General features: G+C 69.2%; 24 protein-coding genes. 20 read left to right on the forward strand and 4 right to left on the reverse strand.

The window, feature by feature from the left end; genetic code table 11:
- Positions 1-93: 93 nt before the first annotated feature.
- Positions 94-1,155, forward strand: coding sequence for a non-homologous end joining protein Ku (ku, locus tag AC3FMM_RS09800; RefSeq protein ID WP_488686510.1), 1,062 nt, complete (start codon positions 94-96; stop codon positions 1,153-1,155).
- A gap of 116 nt (positions 1,156-1,271) precedes the next feature.
- Here the strand turns inward: ku and AC3FMM_RS09805 are convergent, their stop codons facing one another.
- Entirely contained in the window at positions 1,272-1,790 is a 519-nt protein-coding gene (locus AC3FMM_RS09805) for a BON domain-containing protein (protein WP_488686511.1), read from the reverse strand.
- A gap of 245 nt (positions 1,791-2,035) precedes the next feature.
- Complete coding sequence (locus tag AC3FMM_RS09810; protein ID WP_197717968.1) at positions 2,036-2,260, reverse strand: hypothetical protein; 225 nt, start codon at positions 2,258-2,260, stop codon at positions 2,036-2,038.
- Positions 2,261-2,532: 272 nt separating this feature from the next.
- On the opposite strand from AC3FMM_RS09810, the gene AC3FMM_RS09815 reads away from it, so the two are divergent.
- The 9 genes from AC3FMM_RS09815 (at position 2,533) to AC3FMM_RS09855 (ending at position 10,626) form a co-directional block, all read left to right on the forward strand.
- Positions 2,533-3,489 carry an oxygenase MpaB family protein gene (locus AC3FMM_RS09815; protein WP_115714039.1) on the forward strand — a complete coding sequence of 319 codons (957 nt, stop codon included), beginning with the start codon at positions 2,533-2,535 and terminating at the stop codon, positions 3,487-3,489.
- An 841-nt stretch (positions 3,490-4,330) separates the two neighbouring features.
- Positions 4,331-4,657 (forward strand): RNA chaperone Hfq, encoded by a 327-nt coding sequence (locus tag AC3FMM_RS09820; protein ID WP_414248526.1) that lies wholly within the window; start codon positions 4,331-4,333, stop codon positions 4,655-4,657.
- Between the two features lie 225 nt (positions 4,658-4,882).
- Complete coding sequence (locus AC3FMM_RS09825; RefSeq protein WP_252666035.1) at positions 4,883-6,172, forward strand: FliC/FljB family flagellin; 1,290 nt, start codon at positions 4,883-4,885, stop codon at positions 6,170-6,172.
- Between the two features lie 147 nt (positions 6,173-6,319).
- Positions 6,320-6,676, forward strand: coding sequence for a flagellar protein FlaG (locus AC3FMM_RS09830; RefSeq protein ID WP_488686512.1), 357 nt, complete (start codon positions 6,320-6,322; stop codon positions 6,674-6,676).
- A 33-nt stretch (positions 6,677-6,709) separates the two neighbouring features.
- Positions 6,710-8,116 carry a flagellar filament capping protein FliD gene (fliD, locus tag AC3FMM_RS09835; protein ID WP_414248524.1) on the forward strand — a complete coding sequence of 469 codons (1,407 nt, stop codon included), beginning with the start codon at positions 6,710-6,712 and terminating at the stop codon, positions 8,114-8,116.
- A 34-nt stretch (positions 8,117-8,150) separates the two neighbouring features.
- Positions 8,151-8,576: a flagellar export chaperone FliS gene (fliS, locus tag AC3FMM_RS09840; RefSeq protein WP_488686513.1), complete on the forward strand. Its 426-nt coding sequence runs from the start codon at positions 8,151-8,153 to the stop codon at positions 8,574-8,576.
- A gap of 1 nt (position 8,577) precedes the next feature.
- Entirely contained in the window at positions 8,578-8,943 is a 366-nt protein-coding gene (locus AC3FMM_RS09845; RefSeq protein ID WP_326346364.1) for a flagellar protein FliT, read from the forward strand.
- A gap of 73 nt (positions 8,944-9,016) precedes the next feature.
- Complete coding sequence (gene fliK / locus AC3FMM_RS09850) at positions 9,017-10,336, forward strand: flagellar hook-length control protein FliK (RefSeq protein WP_414248523.1); 1,320 nt, start codon at positions 9,017-9,019, stop codon at positions 10,334-10,336.
- Complete coding sequence (locus tag AC3FMM_RS09855) at positions 10,333-10,626, forward strand: EscU/YscU/HrcU family type III secretion system export apparatus switch protein (protein WP_326346362.1); 294 nt, start codon at positions 10,333-10,335, stop codon at positions 10,624-10,626. The genes fliK and AC3FMM_RS09855 overlap by 4 nt, the downstream gene beginning before the upstream one ends.
- Positions 10,627-10,701: 75 nt before the next feature.
- On the opposite strand, the gene fliE is transcribed toward AC3FMM_RS09855, so the two are convergent.
- Positions 10,702-11,025, reverse strand: coding sequence for a flagellar hook-basal body complex protein FliE (gene fliE, locus AC3FMM_RS09860; protein ID WP_092314531.1), 324 nt, complete (start codon positions 11,023-11,025; stop codon positions 10,702-10,704).
- 435 nt (positions 11,026-11,460) lie between these two features.
- On the opposite strand from fliE, the gene fliF reads away from it, so the two are divergent.
- The 10 genes from fliF to AC3FMM_RS09910 all read left to right on the forward strand — a co-directional run bounded on the left by fliF (position 11,461) and on the right by AC3FMM_RS09910 (position 20,464).
- Positions 11,461-13,182 (forward strand): flagellar basal-body MS-ring/collar protein FliF, encoded by a 1,722-nt coding sequence (gene fliF / locus AC3FMM_RS09865; RefSeq protein ID WP_115714054.1) that lies wholly within the window; start codon positions 11,461-11,463, stop codon positions 13,180-13,182.
- Positions 13,169-14,179, forward strand: coding sequence for a flagellar motor switch protein FliG (gene fliG / locus AC3FMM_RS09870; protein WP_062803757.1), 1,011 nt, complete (start codon positions 13,169-13,171; stop codon positions 14,177-14,179). The genes fliF and fliG overlap by 14 nt, the downstream gene beginning before the upstream one ends.
- Positions 14,166-14,978 (forward strand): flagellar assembly protein FliH, encoded by an 813-nt coding sequence (gene fliH / locus AC3FMM_RS09875; protein ID WP_488686515.1) that lies wholly within the window; start codon positions 14,166-14,168, stop codon positions 14,976-14,978. Before fliG ends, fliH begins: the two co-directional genes overlap by 14 nt.
- Positions 14,971-16,449, forward strand: a complete 1,479-nt coding sequence (fliI, locus tag AC3FMM_RS09880; RefSeq protein WP_116313903.1) for a flagellar protein export ATPase FliI — start codon at positions 14,971-14,973, stop codon at positions 16,447-16,449. The genes fliH and fliI overlap by 8 nt, the downstream gene beginning before the upstream one ends.
- Positions 16,415-16,873, forward strand: coding sequence for a flagellar export protein FliJ (gene fliJ, locus AC3FMM_RS09885; RefSeq protein WP_115681934.1), 459 nt, complete (start codon positions 16,415-16,417; stop codon positions 16,871-16,873). Before fliI ends, fliJ begins: the two co-directional genes overlap by 35 nt.
- A gap of 50 nt (positions 16,874-16,923) precedes the next feature.
- Complete coding sequence (locus tag AC3FMM_RS09890) at positions 16,924-18,366, forward strand: flagellar hook-length control protein FliK (protein WP_488686516.1); 1,443 nt, start codon at positions 16,924-16,926, stop codon at positions 18,364-18,366.
- 193 nt (positions 18,367-18,559) lie between these two features.
- On the forward strand, positions 18,560-18,736 hold the full coding sequence (locus tag AC3FMM_RS09895) for a type II toxin-antitoxin system HicA family toxin (protein WP_326346360.1): 177 nt from the start codon (positions 18,560-18,562) through the stop codon (positions 18,734-18,736).
- A 43-nt stretch (positions 18,737-18,779) separates the two neighbouring features.
- A complete protein-coding gene (locus AC3FMM_RS09900; RefSeq protein ID WP_240071237.1) occupies positions 18,780-19,196 on the forward strand; it encodes a type II toxin-antitoxin system HicB family antitoxin in 417 nt (138 codons plus the stop codon).
- A 32-nt stretch (positions 19,197-19,228) separates the two neighbouring features.
- Positions 19,229-19,891, forward strand: a complete 663-nt coding sequence (gene alkB, locus AC3FMM_RS09905) for a DNA oxidative demethylase AlkB (RefSeq protein ID WP_326346358.1) — start codon at positions 19,229-19,231, stop codon at positions 19,889-19,891.
- A gap of 84 nt (positions 19,892-19,975) precedes the next feature.
- Positions 19,976-20,464: a GFA family protein gene (locus AC3FMM_RS09910; RefSeq protein WP_111516584.1), complete on the forward strand. Its 489-nt coding sequence runs from the start codon at positions 19,976-19,978 to the stop codon at positions 20,462-20,464.
- 81 nt (positions 20,465-20,545) lie between these two features.
- On the opposite strand, the gene cysK is transcribed toward AC3FMM_RS09910, so the two are convergent.
- Complete coding sequence (cysK, locus tag AC3FMM_RS09915; protein WP_414248519.1) at positions 20,546-21,463, reverse strand: cysteine synthase A; 918 nt, start codon at positions 21,461-21,463, stop codon at positions 20,546-20,548.
- Between the last annotated feature and the right edge of the window lie 98 nt (positions 21,464-21,561).

Raw genomic sequence — 21,561 nt, forward strand, 5'->3', positions numbered from 1 at the left:
CGGCCCGCCCCAACCCGTGGAAGACCCCCCCCCGGGCGACATGCCGCCACCGCCGCCGCAACGCGCCGGCGCCCGTGGCAAAGGAGCGATCAAGTGTCCCGCATCATCTGGAAAGGCGCCATTGCCTTCGGCCTCGTCAACATCCCCGTCGTCCTTCGCCCCGCGTCGCGCAGCCAATCGCTGGACCTGGACCTGCTAGACGTGCGCGACATGGCCCCGGTGGGCTACCAGCGCATCAACAAGAGCACCGGCAAGCCGGTCGACAAGGAGCATATCGTCAAGGGCTACCAGTACGCCAAGGACGAATATGTGCTGCTCAACGACGAAGATTTCCGCCGGGCCAATGTCGAGGCCACGCAGACCGTGGACATCGTCAGCTTTGTCGATGCCGAGAGCATTCCGCCGTACTACTTCGACACCCCGTACTACCTCGAGCCCGACAAGCGCGGCGAGCGCGGCTATGCGCTGCTGCACGAAACCATGCGCCGCACCGGCAAGGCCGCGCTGGCGCTGGTGGTGCTGCGCGCGCGCCAGCACCTGGCGGCGATGCTGGTGCACGACGACGCGCTGGTACTGAACACCATGCGCTTCGCCGACGAGGTGCTGCCGATCTCGGAACTGCGCCTGCCCAAGGCGCCCAGCGGCAAGGCCACCGGCGCGCGCGGGCGCGAGATCGAGATGGCCGCCAAGCTGGTCGAAGACATGACCGAGGACTGGGCCCCCGAGCAATACCGCGACACCTACCGCGACGACCTGATGGCGCGCATCGAGCAAAAGATCGAATCCGGCAAGACCCACCAGTTGACCCCGCCCGCCGAAGAGGAAGAAGCGCCGCGCCAGGGCGCCAAGGTCATCGACATGGTGGCGCTGCTGCGCCAGAGCCTGGGCAAGCGCGGCAAGGGCAGGCAGGAAGACGAGGCCGAGACCGAAACCGAAACCGAAACCGAAGCCGAGCCCGCGCGCCGCAAGACCCCTGCGCGGCACGCCGCCGCACGCAAGCAGCTCGCCGCGAAGCGCACCAGCGCCACGCCGGCCAAGCGCGCGCGCAGTACGAGTTCAAAGAGCGCCGGCACCAAGCGCGCCGGCAAGAGCGGATCGCACGCGCCAGCCGCGCGCAAGAGCGCCGGCACGACGGGCAGAAAGCGCGCGGCTTGATCCGTTTCTGCGGACTAAAACGTGCTGCTTGTGTGCTTCCCTGTCCCGCGCGCGGGACGGGGGAGAGGGCCGTTGGGATGCCACCGGCTGCGCTTACAGCCGAGAAGACTCCCCCCTCACCGCGTCGACACCTTCAAGTTGTCATTCACCGACGTCACCCCCTCGACGCTGCGTATCGTTTTCAACGCCAGGTCGTGCTGCTGCTGGGTCGGCACCGTGCCGCTGACTTCCACCGCCCCCTGTTGCGTCTTCACCTGAATGCCGGTGGACTTGAGGTCCTTGGTGCCGAGCAGCCGGGTCTTGATCTTCGTGGTGATGGCGCTGTCCTCGATGCTTTGCCTGCCCTGGCCGACCCCGGTCACAGCGCTGGTGTCCGGGTCGGGCCGGCCGGGCATGCCCGGTGCCGAGTTGACCGGCGCCACCGGTGCCTCGTCGGCCGCAACGAAGATCAGCCCGCTCTTGTCGAGCGCCAGCGCACTACCGGCAGCCGCCGCCAGCGCCGCGACACAGGCCATGCGCACGGTGCGCGCGGTGGTTCGGGAAAATCGCATGGCTTTCTCCTTGACGGTCCAGCGCAAGCCGCTGCCGGGCTGGCACGCGGCGCCACTGGCAAGGCATTTTTCAGCAAGCTCCATACCCGCCATGGCGGGCCGGGCGGTGCCGCAGCAGCCGCGCCGGATGCTATGTAAAACGGGCCACGCGTTGTAAAAGCGCCGCGGCGCACGCGTGGCGCATCGCGCGCATCGCGCCGGCCCAGGCGGCGTGGCGGCGCTGTCGTGCTTGGCATGGCGATTGCGAAGCAAGGTCTGCGGCAGTTCGCCGCGTCAAGGAGCTAGCAATGGGACAGCAGCAACAGCCGGGTCAAACGCAGTCGGGCCAATCACAATCGGGCCAGAAGCAGCAGGAACAATCGCAAACTGGTCAACGCGGCAGCCAGCAGCAACCTGGACAACAAGGCGGCGGGCAGATGGGTGACAAGGACCGCATGCAGGACCAACAGCAGCAGCAGGACCGCGGCAGCTCGCAGCCTGGCCAGCAAAGCGGCCAGCGCGGCGGCCAGCAAGGCGGCCAGGGCGGGCAGACGGGTGGTCAGCAGGGTGGACAAGGCGGACAAGGCGGACAACGCCAGCAGTAACACCCAGCCGCTACAACAAGGCAGCTATCCGGGTATGTGCGTGAGCAACATGCGGTGCTGACGCAGGGGCATACGCCGGAGATTGGCAGGCCGGAACCCTGAACGGGGCTCCGGCCCTTTTTACGGGTGGCGGGCGCGGCGACGCGCTGCGCGCATGCTGCCACCATCCCGTCACCATCGCGTCACCATCGCGTGTATGCTGGCCCTGACCCGATACCTTTTCCTTCCAGGCAGTTCCAGCCTTGTCCAGCGTCACTGACCCCGCCCCGGGCGGCGCCACGCCGCAGCGCCGCGGCCCGCTGCATCAGCTCTCCGCGAGACTGCGGGAGCAGGCAGGTGCGCACGTGCGCGCGCTGACCCGCAGCAACTCCGGCCTGCGCCTGGACTATGACAACCCGCCCGGCGACCCCGGCCTGTTCGGCCCGGAAGCGGTCTGCTGGCGCGTGCATGCGGATTTCCCGGCGATGCTGGCCGGCGGCGTCAGCGCGCTGCTGCTGCAGACGCTGCATCCGCTGGCGCTGGCCGGGGTATGGGACCATTCCAGCTTTCGCACCGACATGCAGGGGCGCCTGGGCCGCACCGCGCAGTTCATCGCCGGCACCACCTATGGCAGCCGCGCCGACGCGATGGCGCTGATCGAACGCGTGCGGCGCATCCATACCGGCGTGTCCGGCATCGCGCCGGACGGACGGCCCTACGCGGCGTCAGACCCCGCGCTGCTGACCTGGGTGCACGTGGCCGAGGTCTCTAGCTTCCTGGCGGGCTACCTGCGCTATGTCGGCCCGCTCGGCGCTGCCGAGCAGGACCGCTATTACGCCGAGGTGGCCAGCATCGCGCAGTTGCTCGGCGCGACCGAGGTGCCGCGCTCGCGCGCCGAAGTGGACGCCTATCTCGACTCCATGCGGCCCGCGCTGATGGCCAGCGAGCGCACCCGCGAAGTGGTGCGTCTGGTCAGGAAGATGCCGGTGGCCAATCCCCTGCTGCAGCCGGCGGTGAGCATCATGACCGACGCCGGCATCGCGCTGCTGCCGCCGTGGGCACGCCGCCAGCTGGACCTGGACGGGCCTTCGATCCGCCGCTCCGCGGCGCTGGCAGGCATGCACGTGCTGGCACCGGCACTGCGCTGGGCGCTTGGCGCCGGCTTGGCGGCCCGGGCCCGGCGGCGCGTGGCGCGCGGCGCGGACGCTCGAACGGGTTGAGGGTGCCGGACAGGCCCGCGAACGACGTGCGTTGCAGCCGACCAGGGCCGATCAGCGAACGCTTTCGCTGAGCAAAACGGAAATAGCGCCAGATTCCCCCGCATTTCAGCGAATCGGGCGCCGGTGAAGTGGCGTTAAATGTGGCTCGGCATTCCGAACGGCCGGTCGGGTTATTCGACCGTCCGGCCACAGCGCCGCAGAGCGCGAATCAAACGACGCGGGCAAAAAAAGAAGCCCACGCGCGGGGTGCTCGTAGGCTTTCCAGGACTGCTCGAGCCAAACAGCTCTTGTTACGAATATAAACGCGCTTACATGAGGTGTAAATCCCGCTTCTATCAGGGGATTCCCCTAGCGCGAACGCGCGCCTTCGCGTGTTTCTGGCATTTTTGCCCCTGAAATCACTTTCAGGTTACTTCTTGCAGAGGCTGGCAATTTCCTGCCATCCCAATGCCCGCTTGGCCTTGTCGGCCAGGGGCACGCCGTCTCACGCCCGCATAAGCGCCGCTCTTTACCTCAAATCTCAGGAAAAAAGCAAACAAATTAATAGAGCGTAGCCTCTAGACCACGAGCGGCGTGCCGTCCGTCAACGCTTGTAAAACTTTGTTACTCTCGCCCCTGAAGTATTCCCCTTCTCTTCTGGCAGCGCCAACCGCCGGCCATTGCACGACAATCCGGGGCCTGCATGCCGGGCCGGGTCTCGAGGCAATCCAGGCGGCCAGTCCGGTCGCCGTTACCGAGAGCGGATGTTTCCCCCGCCGCCCAGGCCGAGCCGCACCCCAAGCCGCCGGCCAACGGACCGTTATCAGCCGCCAGAACCCTTGCGGGCTCTTCCGGAGTCGTTGTGAAGAAGAAGGAAATCCGGCCCAAGCAACCCAGCCGACGGCAACTGCAGTCCCAGCAATTCGCCGCGTACCGCATCACCCAGTCCCCGGTGATCGTGCACTTGTCCAACGGCGCCCGGCTGCACGGCTTGGTGCTGGCCGCCGACGATTTCGTGCTGCTGCTCGGCCGGCGGCCAGACGACAGCCAGCCCACCGTGGTCTACAAACGCGCCATCTGCCTGGTCACCCCGGCCGGCGCGCCGGAGGTGGTAAGTGTCGCGCCGGAAACGGTGGCCGCGCCGGATTTCGTGCCGCTCTATATTCCGCGCACGCGCAAGCGCCGCTAGGCCGGCGCCTCTTCCAAACGCCTTCCCGCCTTTGCCGACCGTCGTGGTACGGCGCCTCCCCCGCCCTGCCGGCACCCCGCGAAACTATCGCGGAGATCACTCTAAACCTTTGCCTTGCCCGGTCGATAACCCAAGCAACGGAGGCACTCTACGCCCTGCAAAGCAGGCCGCCAACGTTACGGCACTAGCCGGAATGCCCAAAACTTTGCATATAGGAGTCGTACCATGGCGCAAGTCATTAACACCAATTCGTTGTCTCTGATGACTCAGAACAACATGAACGCCTCGCAATCGTCGCTGAACACGGCGATCCAGCGCCTGTCGTCGGGCCTGCGCATCAACAGCGCCAAGGACGACGCCGCCGGCCAGGCGATTGCGAACCGCTTCACCGCCAACATCCGCGGCCTGACGCAAGCCCAGCGCAACGCCAACGACGGCATCTCGCTGGCGCAGACCACCGAAGGCGCGCTGACCGAAGTCAACAACAACCTGCAGCGTATCCGTGAACTGAGCGTGCAGGCCGCCAACGGCTCGAACTCGGCTTCGGACCTGAAGTCGATCCAGGACGAAATCTCGCAGCGCCTGTCGGAAATCGACCGCACCTCGCAGCAGACCGACTTCAACGGCGTGAAGGTGCTGTCCGCCAACGCCAAGCCGCTGACCATCCAGGTTGGCGCCAACGACGGCGAGACCATCACCATCGACCTGAAGCAGATCGATTCGTCGACGCTGGGCCTGAAGGGCTTCAGCCTGAGCAGCAACGCCCTGAACGTCAGCGAAGCCATCACCCAGACCAACACCGATGGCACCCCGGAAGCGGTCGACCTGTCCTCGGCCGCCACCTCGCTGGGCGTTGCCGCCAGCAGCCTGAGCCTGCACAACGTCAAGGACGCCGCCGGCGCCGCCACCGCCAACTTCGTGGTCAAGTCGGGCGACGACTACTACGCCGCTTCGGTGGACGATGCCACCGGCAACGTCGTGCTGAACCGTGCCGACCTCGAGTTCACCGATCCGGACAACGGCGTGACCACCGCGACCGCGCTGGCTAACCAGCTGGTCAAGGTCGGCGCCGACAGCACCGGCGCAGTGACCGCCTTCGCCACGATCCAGGGCCGCAACTTCGCCGTCGGCGCTGGCGCGCTGGCCAACGGTGGCGCCACCCCGACCGACTTCGACTACACCGGCACCGACATCGTCCTGAGCGGCGCTGGCGCCACGGCCGAGTTCGCCGGCGCGTCGAGCGTCGACCCGCTGAAGAAGCTGGACGCCGCCCTGAAGATCGTTGATGACCTGCGCAGCTCGCTGGGTGCCGTGCAGAACCGCTTCGACTCGACCATCGCCAACCTGGGCACGACCGTGACCAACCTGTCCTCGTCGCGTTCGCGCATCCAGGACGCAGACTACGCTACGGAAGTGTCGAACATGACCCGTGCGCAGATCCTGCAACAGGCTGGCACCTCGGTCCTGTCGCAAGCCAACCAGACCACGCAGAGCGTGCTGTCGCTGCTGCGTTAATCGCTTCCGCAGACTGGCATACGAGGCTGGGCCGCAAGGCCCGGCCTTTTTGCCAGGGCAGCCGGAACGCGCTGGAGCGTTTCGCAGGCAGACCGCTGCCTGCCAAGCGTTTCAACCTGAACCCGCCACACGCCAACGGAGCCGAGCATGGCGCTTCCCCCTACCGTGAAACCGACCGCAGTGCGCCTGCCGTCCGATGTGCCGGCCCCCGGCACGATGGCGCCCCCCGCACGCGCCGGCTTGCGCGCGCCGGAGAAAGACACCGCGCGCGCCCCGGCGCAAGCTGTCGCCGCGTCCGCCGCGATCGGCGAGCTGGTGGAAGCGTTCAAGACCACCTCGATCGGCCTGCGCTTCGAGATCGACGAGGCCACGCACCGTGTCGTCACCAAGGTGATCGACAAGGAAACCGGCGACCTGATCCGGCAGATGCCCACCGAAGAGGTGCTGCGCATCGCCCGCGCCATCGACAAGCTGCAGGGGCTGTTCGTCAGCCAGGCGGCCTGAGACCTGATCAACAGTTGAAGACGAGACAATAAAATGGCAACGATCTCCTCCATCGGCATCGGCTCCAACCTGAACCTGAGCACCCTGCTGGACCAGCTGCAGAAGGCCGAGCAGGCGCCGCTCGAGGCCATCAACACGCAGGCCAAGAGCTACCAGACCAAGCTGTCCGCCTACAGCCAGGTGCAGAGCGTGCTGGACGCCTACAAGGCCGCCGCCACCAAGCTGTCCAGCGCCGCCACCTTCGGCGCGGTCAAGGCCACGGTCGGCACGCCGGACGTGATGTCGGTGACCACCGCGGCCAATGCCGTGCCGGGCAACTACACCATCACCGTCAACACGCTGGCGACCGCGCAGTCGCTGGTCAGCGGCAACGTGGCCGACCAGAAGGCCATGATCGGCGGCGGCGAGCTGGTGTTCGATTTCGGCGAGGCGCTGGCCACCGGCGGCGCTCCCGCCAGCACCAAGAAGGTCACCATCCCGGCGGGCTCGTCGCTCGAAGGCATGCGCGATGCCATCAACAAGGCCGGCATCGGCGTGACCGCCAGCATCGTCAATGACGGCAGCGCCAGCCCCTACCGCCTGGTGTTGACCTCGGACAAGACCGGCACGCAGGCCACCATGCGCGTGTCATCGACGGACCCGGCGCTGAACAACGTGGTTGCCTTCGACCCGGCCGCGGCACCCGCCGCCAACAAGATGGAACAGAAGGTCCCGCCCGCCAACGCAACGCTGAAGATCAACGGCATCGACGTGGTCAGCCAGAGCAATGCGGTGGTGGACGCCGCGCAGGGCGTGACCATGAACCTGTCGAAGACCGGCACCACCTCGCTGGTGGTGACGCGCGACAACGACGCGATCAAGGCCTCGATCCAGGCCTTCGTCACCGCGTACAACAACATCCAGAGCACCGCCAAGTCGCTGACGGCGTTCGATGCCAAGGCCGGCACGTCGGCCGCGCTGACCGGCGACGGCACGCTGCGCTCGATCCAGTCGAGCCTGCGTTCGATGCTGGGGGGTGCCATGGACGATGGCAACGGCGGCAAGATCACGCTGATCGACGTCGGCATCACGTTCCAGAAGGACGGCACCATGAAGCTGGACGATACCAAGCTGACCAAGGCGCTGAACGACAATCTGGGCCGGGTCACGTCGCTGTTCTCGAGCACCACCGGCGACGGCGGTATCGGCAAGCGCGCCACCACCTATATCGAAGGCCTGAGCAAGACCGACGGCGCGCTCAAGGTGGCGCAGGACGGCATCACCAAGACGCTGAAGGACCTGGAGGAAGACTATGACCGGGTCCAGGACCGCGTCACCGCCACCATCGACCGCTACAAGGCCCAGTTCACACAGCTGGACCTGGTGGTGGCGCAGATGAACCGCACCAGCAGCTACCTGACGCAGCAGTTCAACGCGCTCAACAACAGCATCAAGAAGTAACCCGTCACATCCCACCGCCACGAGGAACCCAGCCATGTTCGCCCGCGCATCCGCCAACGCCTACGCCCAGGTCGGCGTCCAGACCGGTGCCATGAGCGCCAGCCCGCACAAGCTGATCGCCATGCTGTACGACGGCGCGCGCGCCGCGATCGCGCGGGCCAGGTTCCACCTGGAAGGCGGCAGCATCGCCGAGCGCGGCAATGCCATCTCCAAGGCCATCGACATCATCGACAACGGCCTGCGCGCGGTGCTCGACCACGACGCCGGCGGCGAAATCTCTGCCAACCTCGAAGCACTGTACGAATACATGGTGCGCCGGCTGATGCTGGCCAACCTGCGCAGCGACGCGGCGCTGCTGAGCGAGGTCGACACGCTGCTGGAAGGCCTGGCCTCGGCCTGGGCGCAGATCGATGACGCGGCCGCCGGGGCCGAGCGGCAACCCGCCTTACAGGACAACTGACATGGCCTTCCCTCCAGTGTTTTCGCCGATCGTGGCCTGCTACGAGGACATCCTCGCGCTGTCCGCGCGCATGCATGAAGCCGCGCAGGGCGCCGACTGGGACACGGTCACCACTCTGCAGCAAGCCTACCTGGTCCAGGTGGAGCGCCTGCGCCAGCTCGACCACGATGCCCCGTTCTCCGATGCCGAGCGCATGCGGCGCTACCAGCTGCTGGACCGCATCCTGACCTACGACGCCCGCATCCGCGACCTGGCGCTGCCGCAACTCAAGCGGCTCGGCGACATGCTGACCAGCTCGCGCCGGCAGTTCGAGCTGAGCGCCGCCTATGGCGCGACGGCAGGGGCCACGTCGGGCGCCACCACCTGAGGCGGCCTGGGCGCCGCTCCCCTCTTCCACCGGCAGGCCGCACCGCCCGCCGTCCCTGATACACGCGACCCGTATGACCGGCATCCACCTGCCGCCAGGCCTGGCACCCGGTCAGGCCCCCGACCCCCAGACCCTGCGCACCGCCATTGCCGTCGACCAGGTCGCGGCCTTGCAGCCGGTGGCCGAGGCGACCGAGTCCAACGTCCAGAACGCCACCGGCCAGGCCATCCGCCACAGCGCGCTGGCAAGCGGTGCCAATGCCATGGCCGGCCAGGGCGCCCTGCTGCCGGGCGCGTCTACGCAAGAATCGCTGAGTGCGGCGGCGCGGGCCATCCTGGCCGTCTTGGACGGTGCCGAGGCCCAGCCGGTGCGCGGCACGGCCTCGCTGCTGCCGGCGGCACCCACGGCAGCGTCGGCGCAGGCCACCGCCGCGGCGCTGGCCCATGCGGTCGGCCAGAGCGGCCTGTTCTATGAATCGCATCTGGCGCAGTGGGTGGCCGGCGCCCGTGGTCTCGCCAGCCTGCGGCAGGAGCCGCAGGCGCAGGTTCCGGTGCCGGGGCGGCCCGCTGTCACGCCCGGCGCAGGCCAGGGCGCCGCTGCCACGCCGCCGCTGCAGCTGGCCTATGCCGGCAGCGGCGCAGGGGCGGAACCGGCGCGGCCATCCCTGCCGCCGCTGCTGCCGGCCTCGCAGGTGCTGGCCGAAGCGCTGGCCTCGGCCGGCAATCCGCGCGTGGCCCACAGCCATGCGGCGGCCGAGCAGGCGTTGCGCCAAGGCACCGCGACCACGGCCGCTTACAGCCGCGGCGCCGCTGCCGAACCGGCCGCGCAGCGCCCCTCGGCGGCAACGCTGGCCACTCAGGCCTACCAATCGACAGCCGAAGCTGGCGCGCGCCTGGCCACGCTGGACAGCCCGGCCAGCCAGCCGGCGCGCGCATCGGAGGGCGGTGTGCAGTCCGCTCCGGCCGATGCCAGCCGGCCACCGGCGGCCGCCGGCCCGGCCATCCATCCCGCCACCGAAGGCGTGGTCCGCCAGCAACTGGAGTTGCTCGCCACGCAGCAGTTCCGCTTTGCCGGCGAAGCCTGGGCCGGCGTGCCGATGGAATGGGAACTGCTGCGCGCGGAGGCGGAAGATGCGGCCTCTCATGGCGAAGGCGCGCGGCCGTGGTCGAGCCGCCTGCGGCTGCAATTGCCTAACCTGGGCGTGGTCGAAGCAGTGCTGACCTTAGGCCCTGGCGGTCTCGACGCCCGGGTGGCCACCCCCGAAACCGACGTGGCGGCGCGCTTCATCGCGGCGCGGCCGCAGCTGCGCAGCCAGCTCGAGGCGCATGGCATCGCGGTGCAGCGCCTGAGCGTGCAGACGCAGGACAGCCTGGCGCAAGGCGGGACGCAATGAGCGACGCAGCACAAGAACGCGGGGCAGCGATCGCGCTGTCGTACCAGCACAGCGAGCGCGCGCCGCGCGTGGTCGCCAAGGGCTATGGCGTGGTCGCCGAAGCCATCATCGCCCGCGCGCGCGAGGCCGGTGTCTACGTCCACGACTCGCCGACGCTGGTGAACCTGCTGATGCAGGTCGACCTGGACAGCCACGTGCCGCCGCAACTCTACGTCGCAGTGGCCGAGCTGCTGGCGTGGATCTATCACCTCGAATCCGGCCTGGATCCCGACGCGCCGCGCCCGGCCTGAGCGCCGGCCCCACGGCAAAAGCCCCCGGCCGCTTGCGCGCCCCGGGGGCTTTCCATTCCCGGCAAGGCATTGGCCTTACACCGGCATATTCATCATCTCCTGATAAGCCGCCACCAGCCGGTTGCGCACCTGCACCCCGGTCTGGAACGACACGTTGGCCTTCTGCAGGTCGATCATCACGTCGTTGAGCGCCACGCCGGGCTTGCCCAGCTCGAACGCCTCGGCCTGGCCATAGGCGCGTTCCTGCGCGGCGTTGATGCGGCCGAGCGAGCGCTGCAGCTCGCCGGCGAAGCCGCCGCCAACCGGCGCCGCGGCCTGGCCGGCGGGGTTGCCCGAGGCAACCTGGGACATCCCGCGCAATTGCTGCAGCATGCCCTCGATGGAAGAGATAGTGGTCATGGGGTCGTCATGGGCCGGCGTTCCGGCCCGGTTGGTCGTATGGCGCGCCGCTGGCGCGGTTGCGGCCTGCGACGGGCCCGCGTCAGGCGGACCCGCAGCCAGTTTCAGCCTCCGCAGAGTACCCGCCGCGGCCGCCGCCCCATGGAGGGAAATCGGCCGGAAAACCCGGTCTATTCGCCGGATTGTCGCGCTCAAGTCTGGCCGATCATTGCCACCGTGCCGCAAAAGGGCGGGCCATGGCGCCCTGCCTGCATGCCTGCCTCGCGCAAGGACCGGCCGATCCACAGACAACCACCATTCGGGAGTACGCGTGTTTTCTCTGCAGCGCAATGTGAGCCGCACGGCTAGCCGTGCCGCGCGCCGGGCCGACGACCAGGGCGAGCCGCAGCGCCGGCGCCGGCGCGCGCCTGGCCGCGCCGGATCCGGAGCACGCGCATGACCGCGGCAGTGGCACTGCCCGGGCGTCCGGCCGAAATGCTGGAGCGCCTCAAGGCCAACCCGAAGCTGCCGCTGATGCTGGGCGGCGCGGCCCTGGCCGCGGCCATCGCGGTGGGCGTGTTGTGGTCGCGCGGCCCCGACTACAAGGTGCTGTACAGCAACCTGTCCGAGCGCGACGGCGGCGCGGTGCTGCAGTCGCTGCAGCAGATGAACGTGCCGTACAAGTTCGCCGAAGGCGGCGGCGCCGTGATGGTGCCGGCCGAGAAGGTGCACGAGACGCGCCTGCGGCTGGCTTCGCAAGGCCTGCCCAAGAGCGGCACCGCGGGCATGGAACTGATGGACAACCAGAAGTTCGGCATCAGCCAGTTTGCCGAACAGGTCAATTACCAGCGCGGGCTGGAGGGCGAGCTGGCGCGCTCGATCGAGTCGATCGCCGCGGTGCAGTCCGCGCGCGTGCACCTTGCCATCCCCAAGCCGACGCTGTTCGTGCGCGAGCGCCAGAAGCCGACCGCGTCGATCGTGCTGCAGCTCTATCCGGGGCGCGCCATCGACGAAGGCCAGGTCGCGGCGATCAGCCACCTGGTGTCGTCGAGCGTGCCGGAGCTGACGCCCAAGTCGATCTCCATCGTCGACCAGCACGGCAACCTGCTGTCGAACACCGGCAACGAGCGCATGCTCGACGCCACCCAGCTCAAGTACGTGCAGGCGCTGGAGCAGAACTACCTGAAGCGCATCGAGGCGATCCTGACGCCGATCGTCGGCAAGGACAACGTGCGCGCGCAGGTCACCGCCGACGTGGACTTCTCCATCGTCGAGCACACCGACGAGAGCTACAAGCCCAACCAGGACCCGACCCGCACCGCGATCCGCAGCCAGCAGACCAGCGAATCGACCCAGCAGGGCGCAACGCCGCCGGGCGGCGTGCCCGGCGCGCTGTCGAACCAGCCGCCCGCTGCCGCCGCCGCACCGGTGACCACGCCGCAGACGCCGCGCGCGGGGCAGGCGCCGGGCCAGGCCGGTGCACCGGCCGCGGGCCAGCCCGGACAGCCGGGTCAGGCTGGCCAGGCCGCGCAGGGCGCCACCGCCGCCGCGTCCGGCGGCCCGAGCAGCAACCGCCGCGATTCCACCGTCAACTATGAGCTGGACCGCTCGGTGCGCCACGTGCAGCAGGCCCCGGGCGGCGTGCGCCGGTTGTCGGTGGCGGTGGTGGTCAACTACCGCCAGCAGGCCGATGCCAAGGGCAAGCTCGTCGCCGAGCCGCTGCCGCCGGCGCTGCTGGCGCAGATCCAGAACCTGACCAAGGAAGCGATGGGGTTCTCGGCCGATCGCGGCGACTCCATCAACGTGGTCAACAGCCCCTTCACCGCCGAGCGCGAGAAGGCCGAGCCCGAACTGCCGCTGTGGAAGCAGCCCGACATGATCGCACTGGGCAAGAGCCTGGCCGGCTACCTGCTGCTGGCGCTGCTGGCGCTGTTCGCGTGGTTCAAGGTGGCGCGGCCGATCCTGCGCCGCTACACCGCGCCGCCGTTGCCGGCGCCGGAGCCCAAGGACGAGACCGAGGCGGTGCTGCTGCCGCCGGAAGAGCCGGCCAATCCGGAAATCCTGCGGCTTGCCGCGAAGTATGAAAGCGACCTCGCGCTGGTGCGCGACGCCGCCCAGCGCGACCCCCGCCTGGTCGCCAGCGTGATCAAGAACTGGATTAGCAATGACAACCGCTAAGGGCATCTCTGAATCCGGCCTGCAGAAGAGCGCGGTGCTGATGATGGCGATCGGCGAGGATGCCGCGGCCGAGGTGTTCAAGCACCTGTCGCAGCGCGAAGTGCAGGAACTGGGCTCGGCCATGGCCACGCTCAGCTCGGTCACCCGCGAGGAAATGGCCGAGGTGCTGGGCGAGTTCCGCGCCGAGACCGAGCAGTACCTGGCGCTGAACGTCGATTCCAGCGCGTTTATCCGCAGCGTGCTGAACAAGGCGCTGGGCGAGGAGCGCGCACAGTCGGTGATCGAGGACATCCTGGAGTCGCGCGATCCGGGCGGCGGCATCGACTCGCTCAATTGGATGGACGCCACCGCCATCGCCGAGCTGATCCGCGACGAGCACCCGCAGATCATCGCCACCATCCTGATCCACCTGGACCGCCAGAAGTCGTCGGAGGTGCTGGGGCTGTTCACCGACCGCCTGCGCAACGACGTGATCCTGCGCATCGCCACCTTCGGCGGCGTGCAGCCGGGCGCGCTGCAGGAACTGACCGACGTGCTGACCAAGCTGCTGGCGGGCCAGAGCCTGAAGCGCAGCCGCATGGGCGGCGTGCGCACCGCGGCCGAGATCATCAACCTGATGAGCACCGCGCACGAAGAAGCCGTCATCGACGGCGTGCGCCTGCACGACGGCGACCTGGCGCAGAAGATCATCGACGAGATGTTCCTGTTCGAGAACCTGCTGGAAGTCGACGACCGCGGCATCCAGCGCGTGCTCAAGGAAATCGCCACCGAATCGCTCATCGTCGCGCTCAAGGGCGCGCCGCAGGAGCTGCGCGACAAGTTCATCCGCAACATGTCCACCCGCGCCGGCGAGATGCTGCGCGAGGACCTGGACGCGCTGGGCCCGGTGCGCGTGTCGCAGGTCGAGGCCGAGCAGAAGGCCATCCTGCAGGTGGTAAGGCGCCTGGCGGATGCGGGCGAAGTGCAGATCGGCGGAGGCGACGATGCCTATGTCTGAGGCAGACCCCGAGCGCGGGGCCGGGCGCCGCGGGTTGGGCGCCGATCCGCTCCCGTCCCTGGGCGGCCACTGCGCGGCCGCTGCCGGCGGCTTCGCGCCGTTCGAGCCGCCGCGCCGCGCGCGCGGCGGCGGCGCCGGCTGGCAGCGCTGGCAGATGGGCTCGCTCGATCCCCGGCATGCCGAGCCGCCCGAGAGCCTCGCCGCGATGCCCGCCGAACCGGCGCCGCCGCCAATCGACTTCGCCGCGCTCGACGCGATGCGCGAAGGCGCGCGCAAGGAAGGCTATGCCCAGGGGTACACCCAGGGCCAGACCCAGGGCTACGGCGACGGCCATCGCGAAGGCTATGCGCGCGGCCTGGAAGCGGCCCGCAACGAGGCCGCGCAGCTGCAGGCACTGGCCGGCAATTTCCGCAGCGCGCTGAGCAATGTCGACGACGCGGTCGCGCACGCGCTGGTGTCGCTGGCACTGGACGTGGCGCGCCAGCTGGTGCGTACGACGCTGGCGCAGGACCCCGCGGCGCTGCTGCCGGCGGTGCGCGAGCTGCTGACCAGCGAACCGGCGCTGTCCGGATCGCCCAGCCTGCTGCTGCATCCCGACGACGTGGCGCTGGTGGAGACCCATCTGCAAGGCGAACTTGCCGCCGCCGGCTGGAGCGTACGCGCCGATGCGTCGGTGGCGCGCGGCGGCTGCATCGCCAGCGCCGCCAGCGGCGAGCGTGACGCCACGCTGCCGACGCGCTGGACCCGCGTGGTGCGGGCGCTGGGCCGCGACGATCCGTGGGAGCCGCCGCATGCCTGAGACCGCGCAGCACAGCCACCACGCCGCGCACGACCATGCGCAACACTGGATCGGCGCGCTCAACGGCGCCGCCGCCGGCATCGCCGGGCTCGACAGCAAGCGCAGCTGCGGCCGCCTGACGCGCGCCGCGGGCCTGGTGCTGGAAGCCGTCGGCCTGCGCCTGCCGGTGGGCAGCGATTGCCTGATCGAGCTGCCCGCCGGACAGTTCACCACCGACAGCAACGCCCCGCGCACCGCGGAGGCCGAAGTGGTCGGCTTCGGCGCCGACCGCCTCTACCTGATGCCGCAGTCCGACGTGGTCGGGCTGCTGCCCGGCGCGCGCGTCTACCCGCTGGAGCCGTCGCCGCAACCGGCCGGCACCAGCGCGCCGCGCGAGCCGGGCTCCAAGCGCCTGCCGGTCGGCGCGGGCCTGCTGGGCCGCGTGCTGGATGCGGCGGGCCGCCCGCTGGACGGACTCGGCCCGCTCGCCGCGGCGATGGAAGTGCCGCTCGCCGGCGAGCAGATCAACCCGCTGATGCGGGCCCCGATCGAAACCGTGCTCGACACCGGCGTGCGCGCCATCAACGGCATGCTGACCGTCGGCCGCGGCCAGCGCATGGGCCTGTTCGCGGGCTCAGGCGTGGGCAAGAGCGTGCTGCTGGGCATGATGGCGCGCTACACCAGCGCCGACGTGATCGTGGTCGGCCTGATCGGCGAACGCGGCCGCGAGGTGAAGGAGTTCATCGAGAACATCCTGGGGCCGGAGGGCCGGCGCCGCTCGGTGGTGGTAGCCGCGCCGGCAGACTGCTCGCCGCTGCTGCGCATGCAGGGCGCCGCCTACGCGACGCGGCTGGCCGAGTATTTCCGCGACCAGGGCCAGCACGTGCTGCTGATCATGGATTCGCTGACGCGCTACGCCATGGCCCAGCGCGAGATTGCGCTGGCGATCGGCGAGCCGCCCGCCACCAAGGGTTATCCGCCGTCGGTCTTCGCCAAGCTGCCGACGCTGGTGGAGCGCACCGGCAACGGCCCCGAGGGCGGTGGCTCGATCACCGCGTTCTACACCGTGCTGACCGAGGGCGACGACCAGCAGGACCCGATCGCGGATTCGGCGCGCGCCATCCTGGATGGCCATATCGTGCTGTCGCGCAGCCTGGCCGAAGCCGGCCACTATCCGGCCATCGACGTCGAGGCCTCGATCAGCCGCGCCATGACCGCGCTGATCCCGCACGAACAGTTCGGCTCGGTGCGCCGCTTCAAGCAGCTGATGTCGCGCTACCAGCGCAACCGCGACCTGATCAGCGTGGGTGCCTACGTGCCGGGCAACGATCCGGAGCTGGACCTGGCGATCCAGCTGCATCCGCGCATGGAAGCCTTCCTGCAGCAGGACATCCACGAGCGCGCCGGCTATGCCGACGCCATCGCCGCGCTGCACAGCCTCTTTGACAGGAGTGAACATGCTCAAGCATTCACCGCTCAACACGCTGGCTGACCTGGCCCAGACCGATACCGATGCCGCCGCGCGCGAGCTCGGCCGGCTGCAGGGCTTGCGCACGCAGGCAGAGGTGCAGCTCAACCAGCTCACGCAGTACCGCCAGGAATACCGCGAGCGCATGCAGGTGGTGGCGGCGCAGGGCATTACCTCCAGCCGCTGGCAGGACTTTTCGCGCTTCCTCGATTCGCTCGACCAGGCCATCCGCCAGCAGGGCGCGGCCCTGGCCAAGGCCGAGGCCGACCTGCTGGCCGGCCGCAACCGCTGGCAGCACCAGAAGCGCCGCCTGAACTCGTTCGACACGTTGATCGCACGCGCGGAAGCGAAGCAGGAGCAGGTGGCCGCGCGCCGCGAGCAGCGCGCCAACGATGAATACGCCGCCCGCCTGGCACGCACCGCCGCCAGCCGCCTGAGCGAAGCCTGAACGATGCCTGGGCGGCAACCGCCCGCCAGGCCACACCGTAGCGAATCCCCATGATCGATATCAGCCAGATTGTCAGCAGCGCCGCCAACGCGGTGGAAGGCGCCCGGCGCGCCAGCGCCGACACCGCCGCCAGCGGCTTCCGCGACGCGCTCTCGCAGGCCCGCGACAGCCACAAGGCCGCCGCACCGGCGCCCGCCGCCAGGGAGACGGTCGCGCGCGACAAGTCCGCGGCGCGGCCGGCTGCCGCACAGGCGGACGCCGGCAAGCCGCAGCATGCCGCCGCCAACGGCAAGAAGGCCGCTGCCGGCGAAAAGGATCAGGACAAGGAAGATGCCGCCGCAGCAACGCCGACGGATGCAGCCGCCGCAGCAGCCGCCGCATTGGCGCTGATGCTTCCCGCCGCCGCGCCAGCGAACCCCGCCGCCACGCCAGCCGGCGCGGCGGGCGCTGCCGTCGCCGGCATGACCGACCCCGGCAGTGCCGCGGCCTTGCAGGCGGCGCTCAGCAACACCGTGCCGAACGCCACCGCGCAAACCCAGGTCGAAACCGGCGCCACGGCAGGCCCTGCTGACGGCACCGCATTGCCCGACCCGTTGCAGACGGTCACCGCCGAATCCCGGCCGGCGCAGCCGTCGGTCGCCGACACGCTGGCTACCATCGCGTCGCAACGCGCGGCGATGCAGTCCGGCGGCAGCGCCGGCACTGATGCAAAAACTGGCGCAACGCCGGCCGTTGCGGGCGACGCATTGGCGATCCGTCAAGCGGACTTGCCGGGTCAGGACGCTGGCGCTTCCGCGGGCGGAGCGGGGCATCGCCCTGACAGCAGTCCGGGCCAGCATCGCGCCGATCCGCTCGCGGCCGGCACAAGTGCGCCGGATTCCCGGCCCGCAGCCAACCCATTTGCCGCCGCACAAGCGACGGCACGCGCTGGAGAGACCGCGGCGGCCAGCCCCGATGGCACCCCGGCCATTGCCGCCACGCCGGCCGGCCAACCCGCGCCAGCCGCTGCCGCGGCTGCCGCCAGCCGGCCCGTGGTCGCTCCCCCGCTGTACGACAGCCAGTGGCCGCAGGCCCTGGGCCAGCAGATGATCCGCCTGGGCACGCAAGGCCAGCACAGCGCCGAACTGCAGCTGAACCCGCCCGACCTCGGGCCGCTGAAGGTGGTGCTCAACGTGGTCAACGACCAGGCCCAGGCGCAATTCGTCTCGCCCCACCAGGCCGTGCGCGCCGCGGTCGAAGCCGCGTTGCCGCACCTGCGCACCGCGCTGTCGGAAAACGGCATCCAGCTGGGCCATACCTCGGTGGGCGCCGATGGCTTTGCCAGCCAGGCCGGCAACGGCAACGGCCAGCAACAGCAGGCGCCGGGGCAGGGGCGTGAACAGGCTGGCTTTGGTGGCGCTGCGGTGGCGTCGGCTGAGCCGGGCCAGGGGTCCAGTGCTACGGCACCGCCTGCGCGAGTGCTTGGGCGGGGGGAGATTGATACGTTTGCGTGAAGACCCCCACCTCGCGGATTCGACCGCGCCTGCATGAAAGAGCAAGGCCGCCTCAAAGGCGGCCTTGTCATGTCAGCAGAAGCCAAGCATGGAAGCTCTGACACGTTGCTGCAACAAGATTGGACGTATTGCTGCTAGAATACGTAAACATTTTTGCTTACCCTGAACGCCATGGATCGGCAGGAGGTTTCGGGTGAAGCAAAGTGAATTTCGGCGATGGCTCGCCGAACAAGGCGCTACCTTCAGCGAAGGCGCAAAGCATGTCCGGGTGTATCTCAATGGCAGGCAGTCGACCTTGCCGCGGCATCCCAGCCATGAAATCGGCGAGGGGCTGCGCAAGGCGATCCTCAAGCAACTCGGCCTGTCGTGAGCCTGCAAGACTTACCCGCCCTCGTCGCCAAAGGAGTTTCAATATGCTGCGTTTTCCCGCCAACATCGTCCCCGACGGCGATGGCTTTGCGGTCTCGTTTCCCGATATTCCGGAAGCCCTGACCAGCGGCGCCACGATCGAGCAGGCCCAGGAGATGGCCGCCGATGCGCTTGCCACGGCCATGGAGTTCTATTTCGAAGATGGCCGCCCGGTGCCGCTGCCGTCGAAGGCCGCACGCGGCCAGCATCTGGTCGAGCTGCCGGCAAGCATGTCGGCAAAGGTGCTGCTGCTCAACGAGATGATCGCGCAGGGGGTTACGCAGGCGGAGCTGGCACGCCGCCTGCATACCCGCAAGCAGGAAGTCCAGCGCATCGTCAACCTCGATCATGCGACCAAGATCGACACGATCGAGGCCGCGTTCCGGGCGCTGGGCAAGCGGCTGGAACTGAAGGTCGCCTGAACCCGCCAGGCCACAGCAGCACCCTCCCAACCATGACGTTCGACCTGTTCGACGACCTGCCCGAAGACAGCGCCGCCACCCCCGCCACCGAGCCCCTCGCCGACGGCGCCGTCGTGCTGCGCGGCGCGGCGCGGGCCAATGCGGAAGTCCTGCTCGCCGATGTGCAAACCATCGTGGCGCTGGCCCCGTGGCGGCACATGGTCACCCCCGGCGGCCTGAAGATGTCGGTGGCGATGACCAACTGCGGCGCGTGCGGCTGGGTCTCCGACGCGCGCGGCTATCGCTACGACGCGGTCGATCCGCTGAGCGGACAAGCGTGGCCCGACATGCCCGCGAGTTTCCGCGAGCTGGCCGCCAGCGCGGCAGCGCAGGCGGGCTTTGCCGGTTTTGCGCCGGATGCCTGCCTGATCAACCGCTATGTGCCGGGCACCCGCTTGTCGCTGCACCAGGACCGCGACGAGCGCGATTTCTCCGCGCCCATCGTCTCGGTCTCGCTGGGGCTGCCGGCGGTGTTCCTGTTCGGCGGCATGCGCCGTGCCGACAAGCCGCAGCGGATACGGCTGGCGCATGGCGACGTGGTGGTGTGGGGCGGGCCGTCGCGGCTGGCGTTCCACGGCGTGGCGCCGCTGGCCGATGGCGATCATCCGCTGCTGGGGCCGCTGCGCATCAACCTGACGTTCCGCAAGGCGCGATAGGCGCCTGACCGGCCTTGGCACTTTGGCGGGGGTTTTCTACAGTCAATGGACTGTCCCGAACGCCACCGTGCAAAGGTCCCTCCCATGCATCTCGACGGCTCCTGCCATTGCGGCGCGGTCCACTTCTCGCTCGAGTCCGATTCGCCCTGCCCTTACATGCATTGCCATTGCTCGATCTGCCGCAAGACGGCGGGCGGTGGCGGCTATGCCATCAACATCGGCGGCGATGCCGCCACGCTGCGCGTGCGCGGGCGCAAGCACCTGGGCGTCTACCATGCCGTGCTGCGCGAGCCCGGCAAGCGCGCGCGGCGCTCGCCGGCGCAGCGGCATTTCTGCGTGAAGTGCGGCAGCGCGCTGTGGCTGTGGGATCCGCGCTGGCCCGAGCTGCTCTATCCCCATGCCTCGGCCATCGACACGCCGCTGCCGCGCCCGCCCGAGGTGGTGGAAGCCTCGCTGGACTCCGTCGCGCCGTGGGTCGACGTGCCGCGCGGCAAGGGCCATGTCCGCTGCGACACCTGGCCAGAGGAGTCGCTGGCCGACTGGCACAAGCGGCACGGCCTGCTGTCGCGCTGAATGACGGGCACGCGCGGCGTCTGCTCCAGATCAAGAGCGCCCTGAGCGCCCGCGCCGGGCGCTCATGAACGCTGTTGCCCCTCAGGCCGGCAGGAAACCTTCAACCGTCAGGTAGCGCTCGCCGGTGTCGTAGTTGAAGCCCAGCACGCGCGCGTTGGCCGGCAGCTCCGGCAGCTTCTGTGCAATCGCCGCCAGCGTGGCGCCCGACGAGATCCCGACCAGGATGCCTTCCTCGCGCGCGCAGCGGCGTGCCATCTCGCGCGCGGGCTCGGCGTCGACCTGGATCACGCCGTCGAGCAGCGCGGTGTCGAGGTTCTTCGGGATAAAGCCCGCGCCGATGCCCTGGATCGGGTGCGGCGCCGGTGCGCCGCCGGAGATCACCGGCGAGGCCACCGGCTCGACCCCGAACACCTTCACCTGTGGCCATCTGTCCTTCAGCACCCGCGCGCAGCCGGTCAGGTGGCCGCCGGTGCCGACGCCGGTGATCAGCGCGTCGAGCCCCTCGGGGAAATCGTTCAGGATTTCCTGCGCGGTGGTGCGCGCATGCACGTCGGCGTTGGCCGGGTTCTCGAACTGCTGCGGCATCCACGCGCCCGGGGTGGCGGCGACCAGTTCCTCGGCGCGCGCGATCGCGCCCTTCATGCCCTTCTCGCGCGGGGTCAGGTCGAAGGTGGCGCCATAGGCCAGCATCAGGCGGCGGCGCTCGACCGACATGCTGTCCGGCATCACCAGCACCAGCCTGTAGCCCTTGACCGCGGCCACCATCGCCAGCCCGATGCCGGTGTTGCCCGAGGTCGGCTCGATGATGGTGCCACCGGGCTTCAGCACGCCGCGGCGTTCGGCGTCTTCCACCATCGCCAGCGCGATGCGGTCCTTGATCGAAGCGCCCGGGTTGCTGCGTTCGGACTTGATCCAGACCTCGTGGCCATTGCCGAACAGCCGGTTGATGCGGATATGCGGGGTATTGCCGATCGTCTGCAGGATGTTCTGGACCTTCATCGTGTTCTCCGTGGCGGTTGCGATGCAGCGAGCCTGGCAAGCGCGTGCAGCGCAGGATCGAATGACCTGCCGATTCTAGTGCAAAGCGCTGGCGGGGG

Source organism: Cupriavidus sp. 207A1, assembly GCF_057798955.1.

Bases quoted from the DNA above. Each gene is read 5' to 3' on its own strand.
- AC3FMM_RS09805 (WP_488686511.1), bottom strand. From the start codon at position 1,790: ATGGAGCTTGCTGAAAAATGCCTTGCCAGTGGCGCCGCGTGCCAGCCC.
- AC3FMM_RS09825 (WP_252666035.1), top strand. From the start codon at position 4,883: ATGGCGCAAGTCATTAACACCAATTCGTTGTCTCTGATGACTCAGAAC.
- AC3FMM_RS09830 (WP_488686512.1), top strand. From the start codon at position 6,320: ATGGCGCTTCCCCCTACCGTGAAACCGACCGCAGTGCGCCTGCCGTCC.
- fliD (WP_414248524.1), top strand. From the start codon at position 6,710: ATGGCAACGATCTCCTCCATCGGCATCGGCTCCAACCTGAACCTGAGC.
- fliS (WP_488686513.1), top strand. From the start codon at position 8,151: ATGTTCGCCCGCGCATCCGCCAACGCCTACGCCCAGGTCGGCGTCCAG.
- AC3FMM_RS09845 (WP_326346364.1), top strand. From the start codon at position 8,578: ATGGCCTTCCCTCCAGTGTTTTCGCCGATCGTGGCCTGCTACGAGGAC.
- fliK (WP_414248523.1), top strand. From the start codon at position 9,017: ATGACCGGCATCCACCTGCCGCCAGGCCTGGCACCCGGTCAGGCCCCC.
- AC3FMM_RS09855 (WP_326346362.1), top strand. From the start codon at position 10,333: ATGAGCGACGCAGCACAAGAACGCGGGGCAGCGATCGCGCTGTCGTAC.
- fliE (WP_092314531.1), bottom strand. From the start codon at position 11,025: ATGACCACTATCTCTTCCATCGAGGGCATGCTGCAGCAATTGCGCGGG.
- fliF (WP_115714054.1), top strand. From the start codon at position 11,461: ATGACCGCGGCAGTGGCACTGCCCGGGCGTCCGGCCGAAATGCTGGAG.
- fliG (WP_062803757.1), top strand. From the start codon at position 13,169: ATGACAACCGCTAAGGGCATCTCTGAATCCGGCCTGCAGAAGAGCGCG.
- fliH (WP_488686515.1), top strand. From the start codon at position 14,166: ATGCCTATGTCTGAGGCAGACCCCGAGCGCGGGGCCGGGCGCCGCGGG.
- fliI (WP_116313903.1), top strand. From the start codon at position 14,971: ATGCCTGAGACCGCGCAGCACAGCCACCACGCCGCGCACGACCATGCG.
- fliJ (WP_115681934.1), top strand. From the start codon at position 16,415: ATGCTCAAGCATTCACCGCTCAACACGCTGGCTGACCTGGCCCAGACC.
- AC3FMM_RS09890 (WP_488686516.1), top strand. From the start codon at position 16,924: ATGATCGATATCAGCCAGATTGTCAGCAGCGCCGCCAACGCGGTGGAA.
- AC3FMM_RS09900 (WP_240071237.1), top strand. From the start codon at position 18,780: ATGCTGCGTTTTCCCGCCAACATCGTCCCCGACGGCGATGGCTTTGCG.
- alkB (WP_326346358.1), top strand. From the start codon at position 19,229: ATGACGTTCGACCTGTTCGACGACCTGCCCGAAGACAGCGCCGCCACC.
- AC3FMM_RS09910 (WP_111516584.1), top strand. From the start codon at position 19,976: ATGCATCTCGACGGCTCCTGCCATTGCGGCGCGGTCCACTTCTCGCTC.
- cysK (WP_414248519.1), bottom strand. From the start codon at position 21,463: ATGAAGGTCCAGAACATCCTGCAGACGATCGGCAATACCCCGCATATC.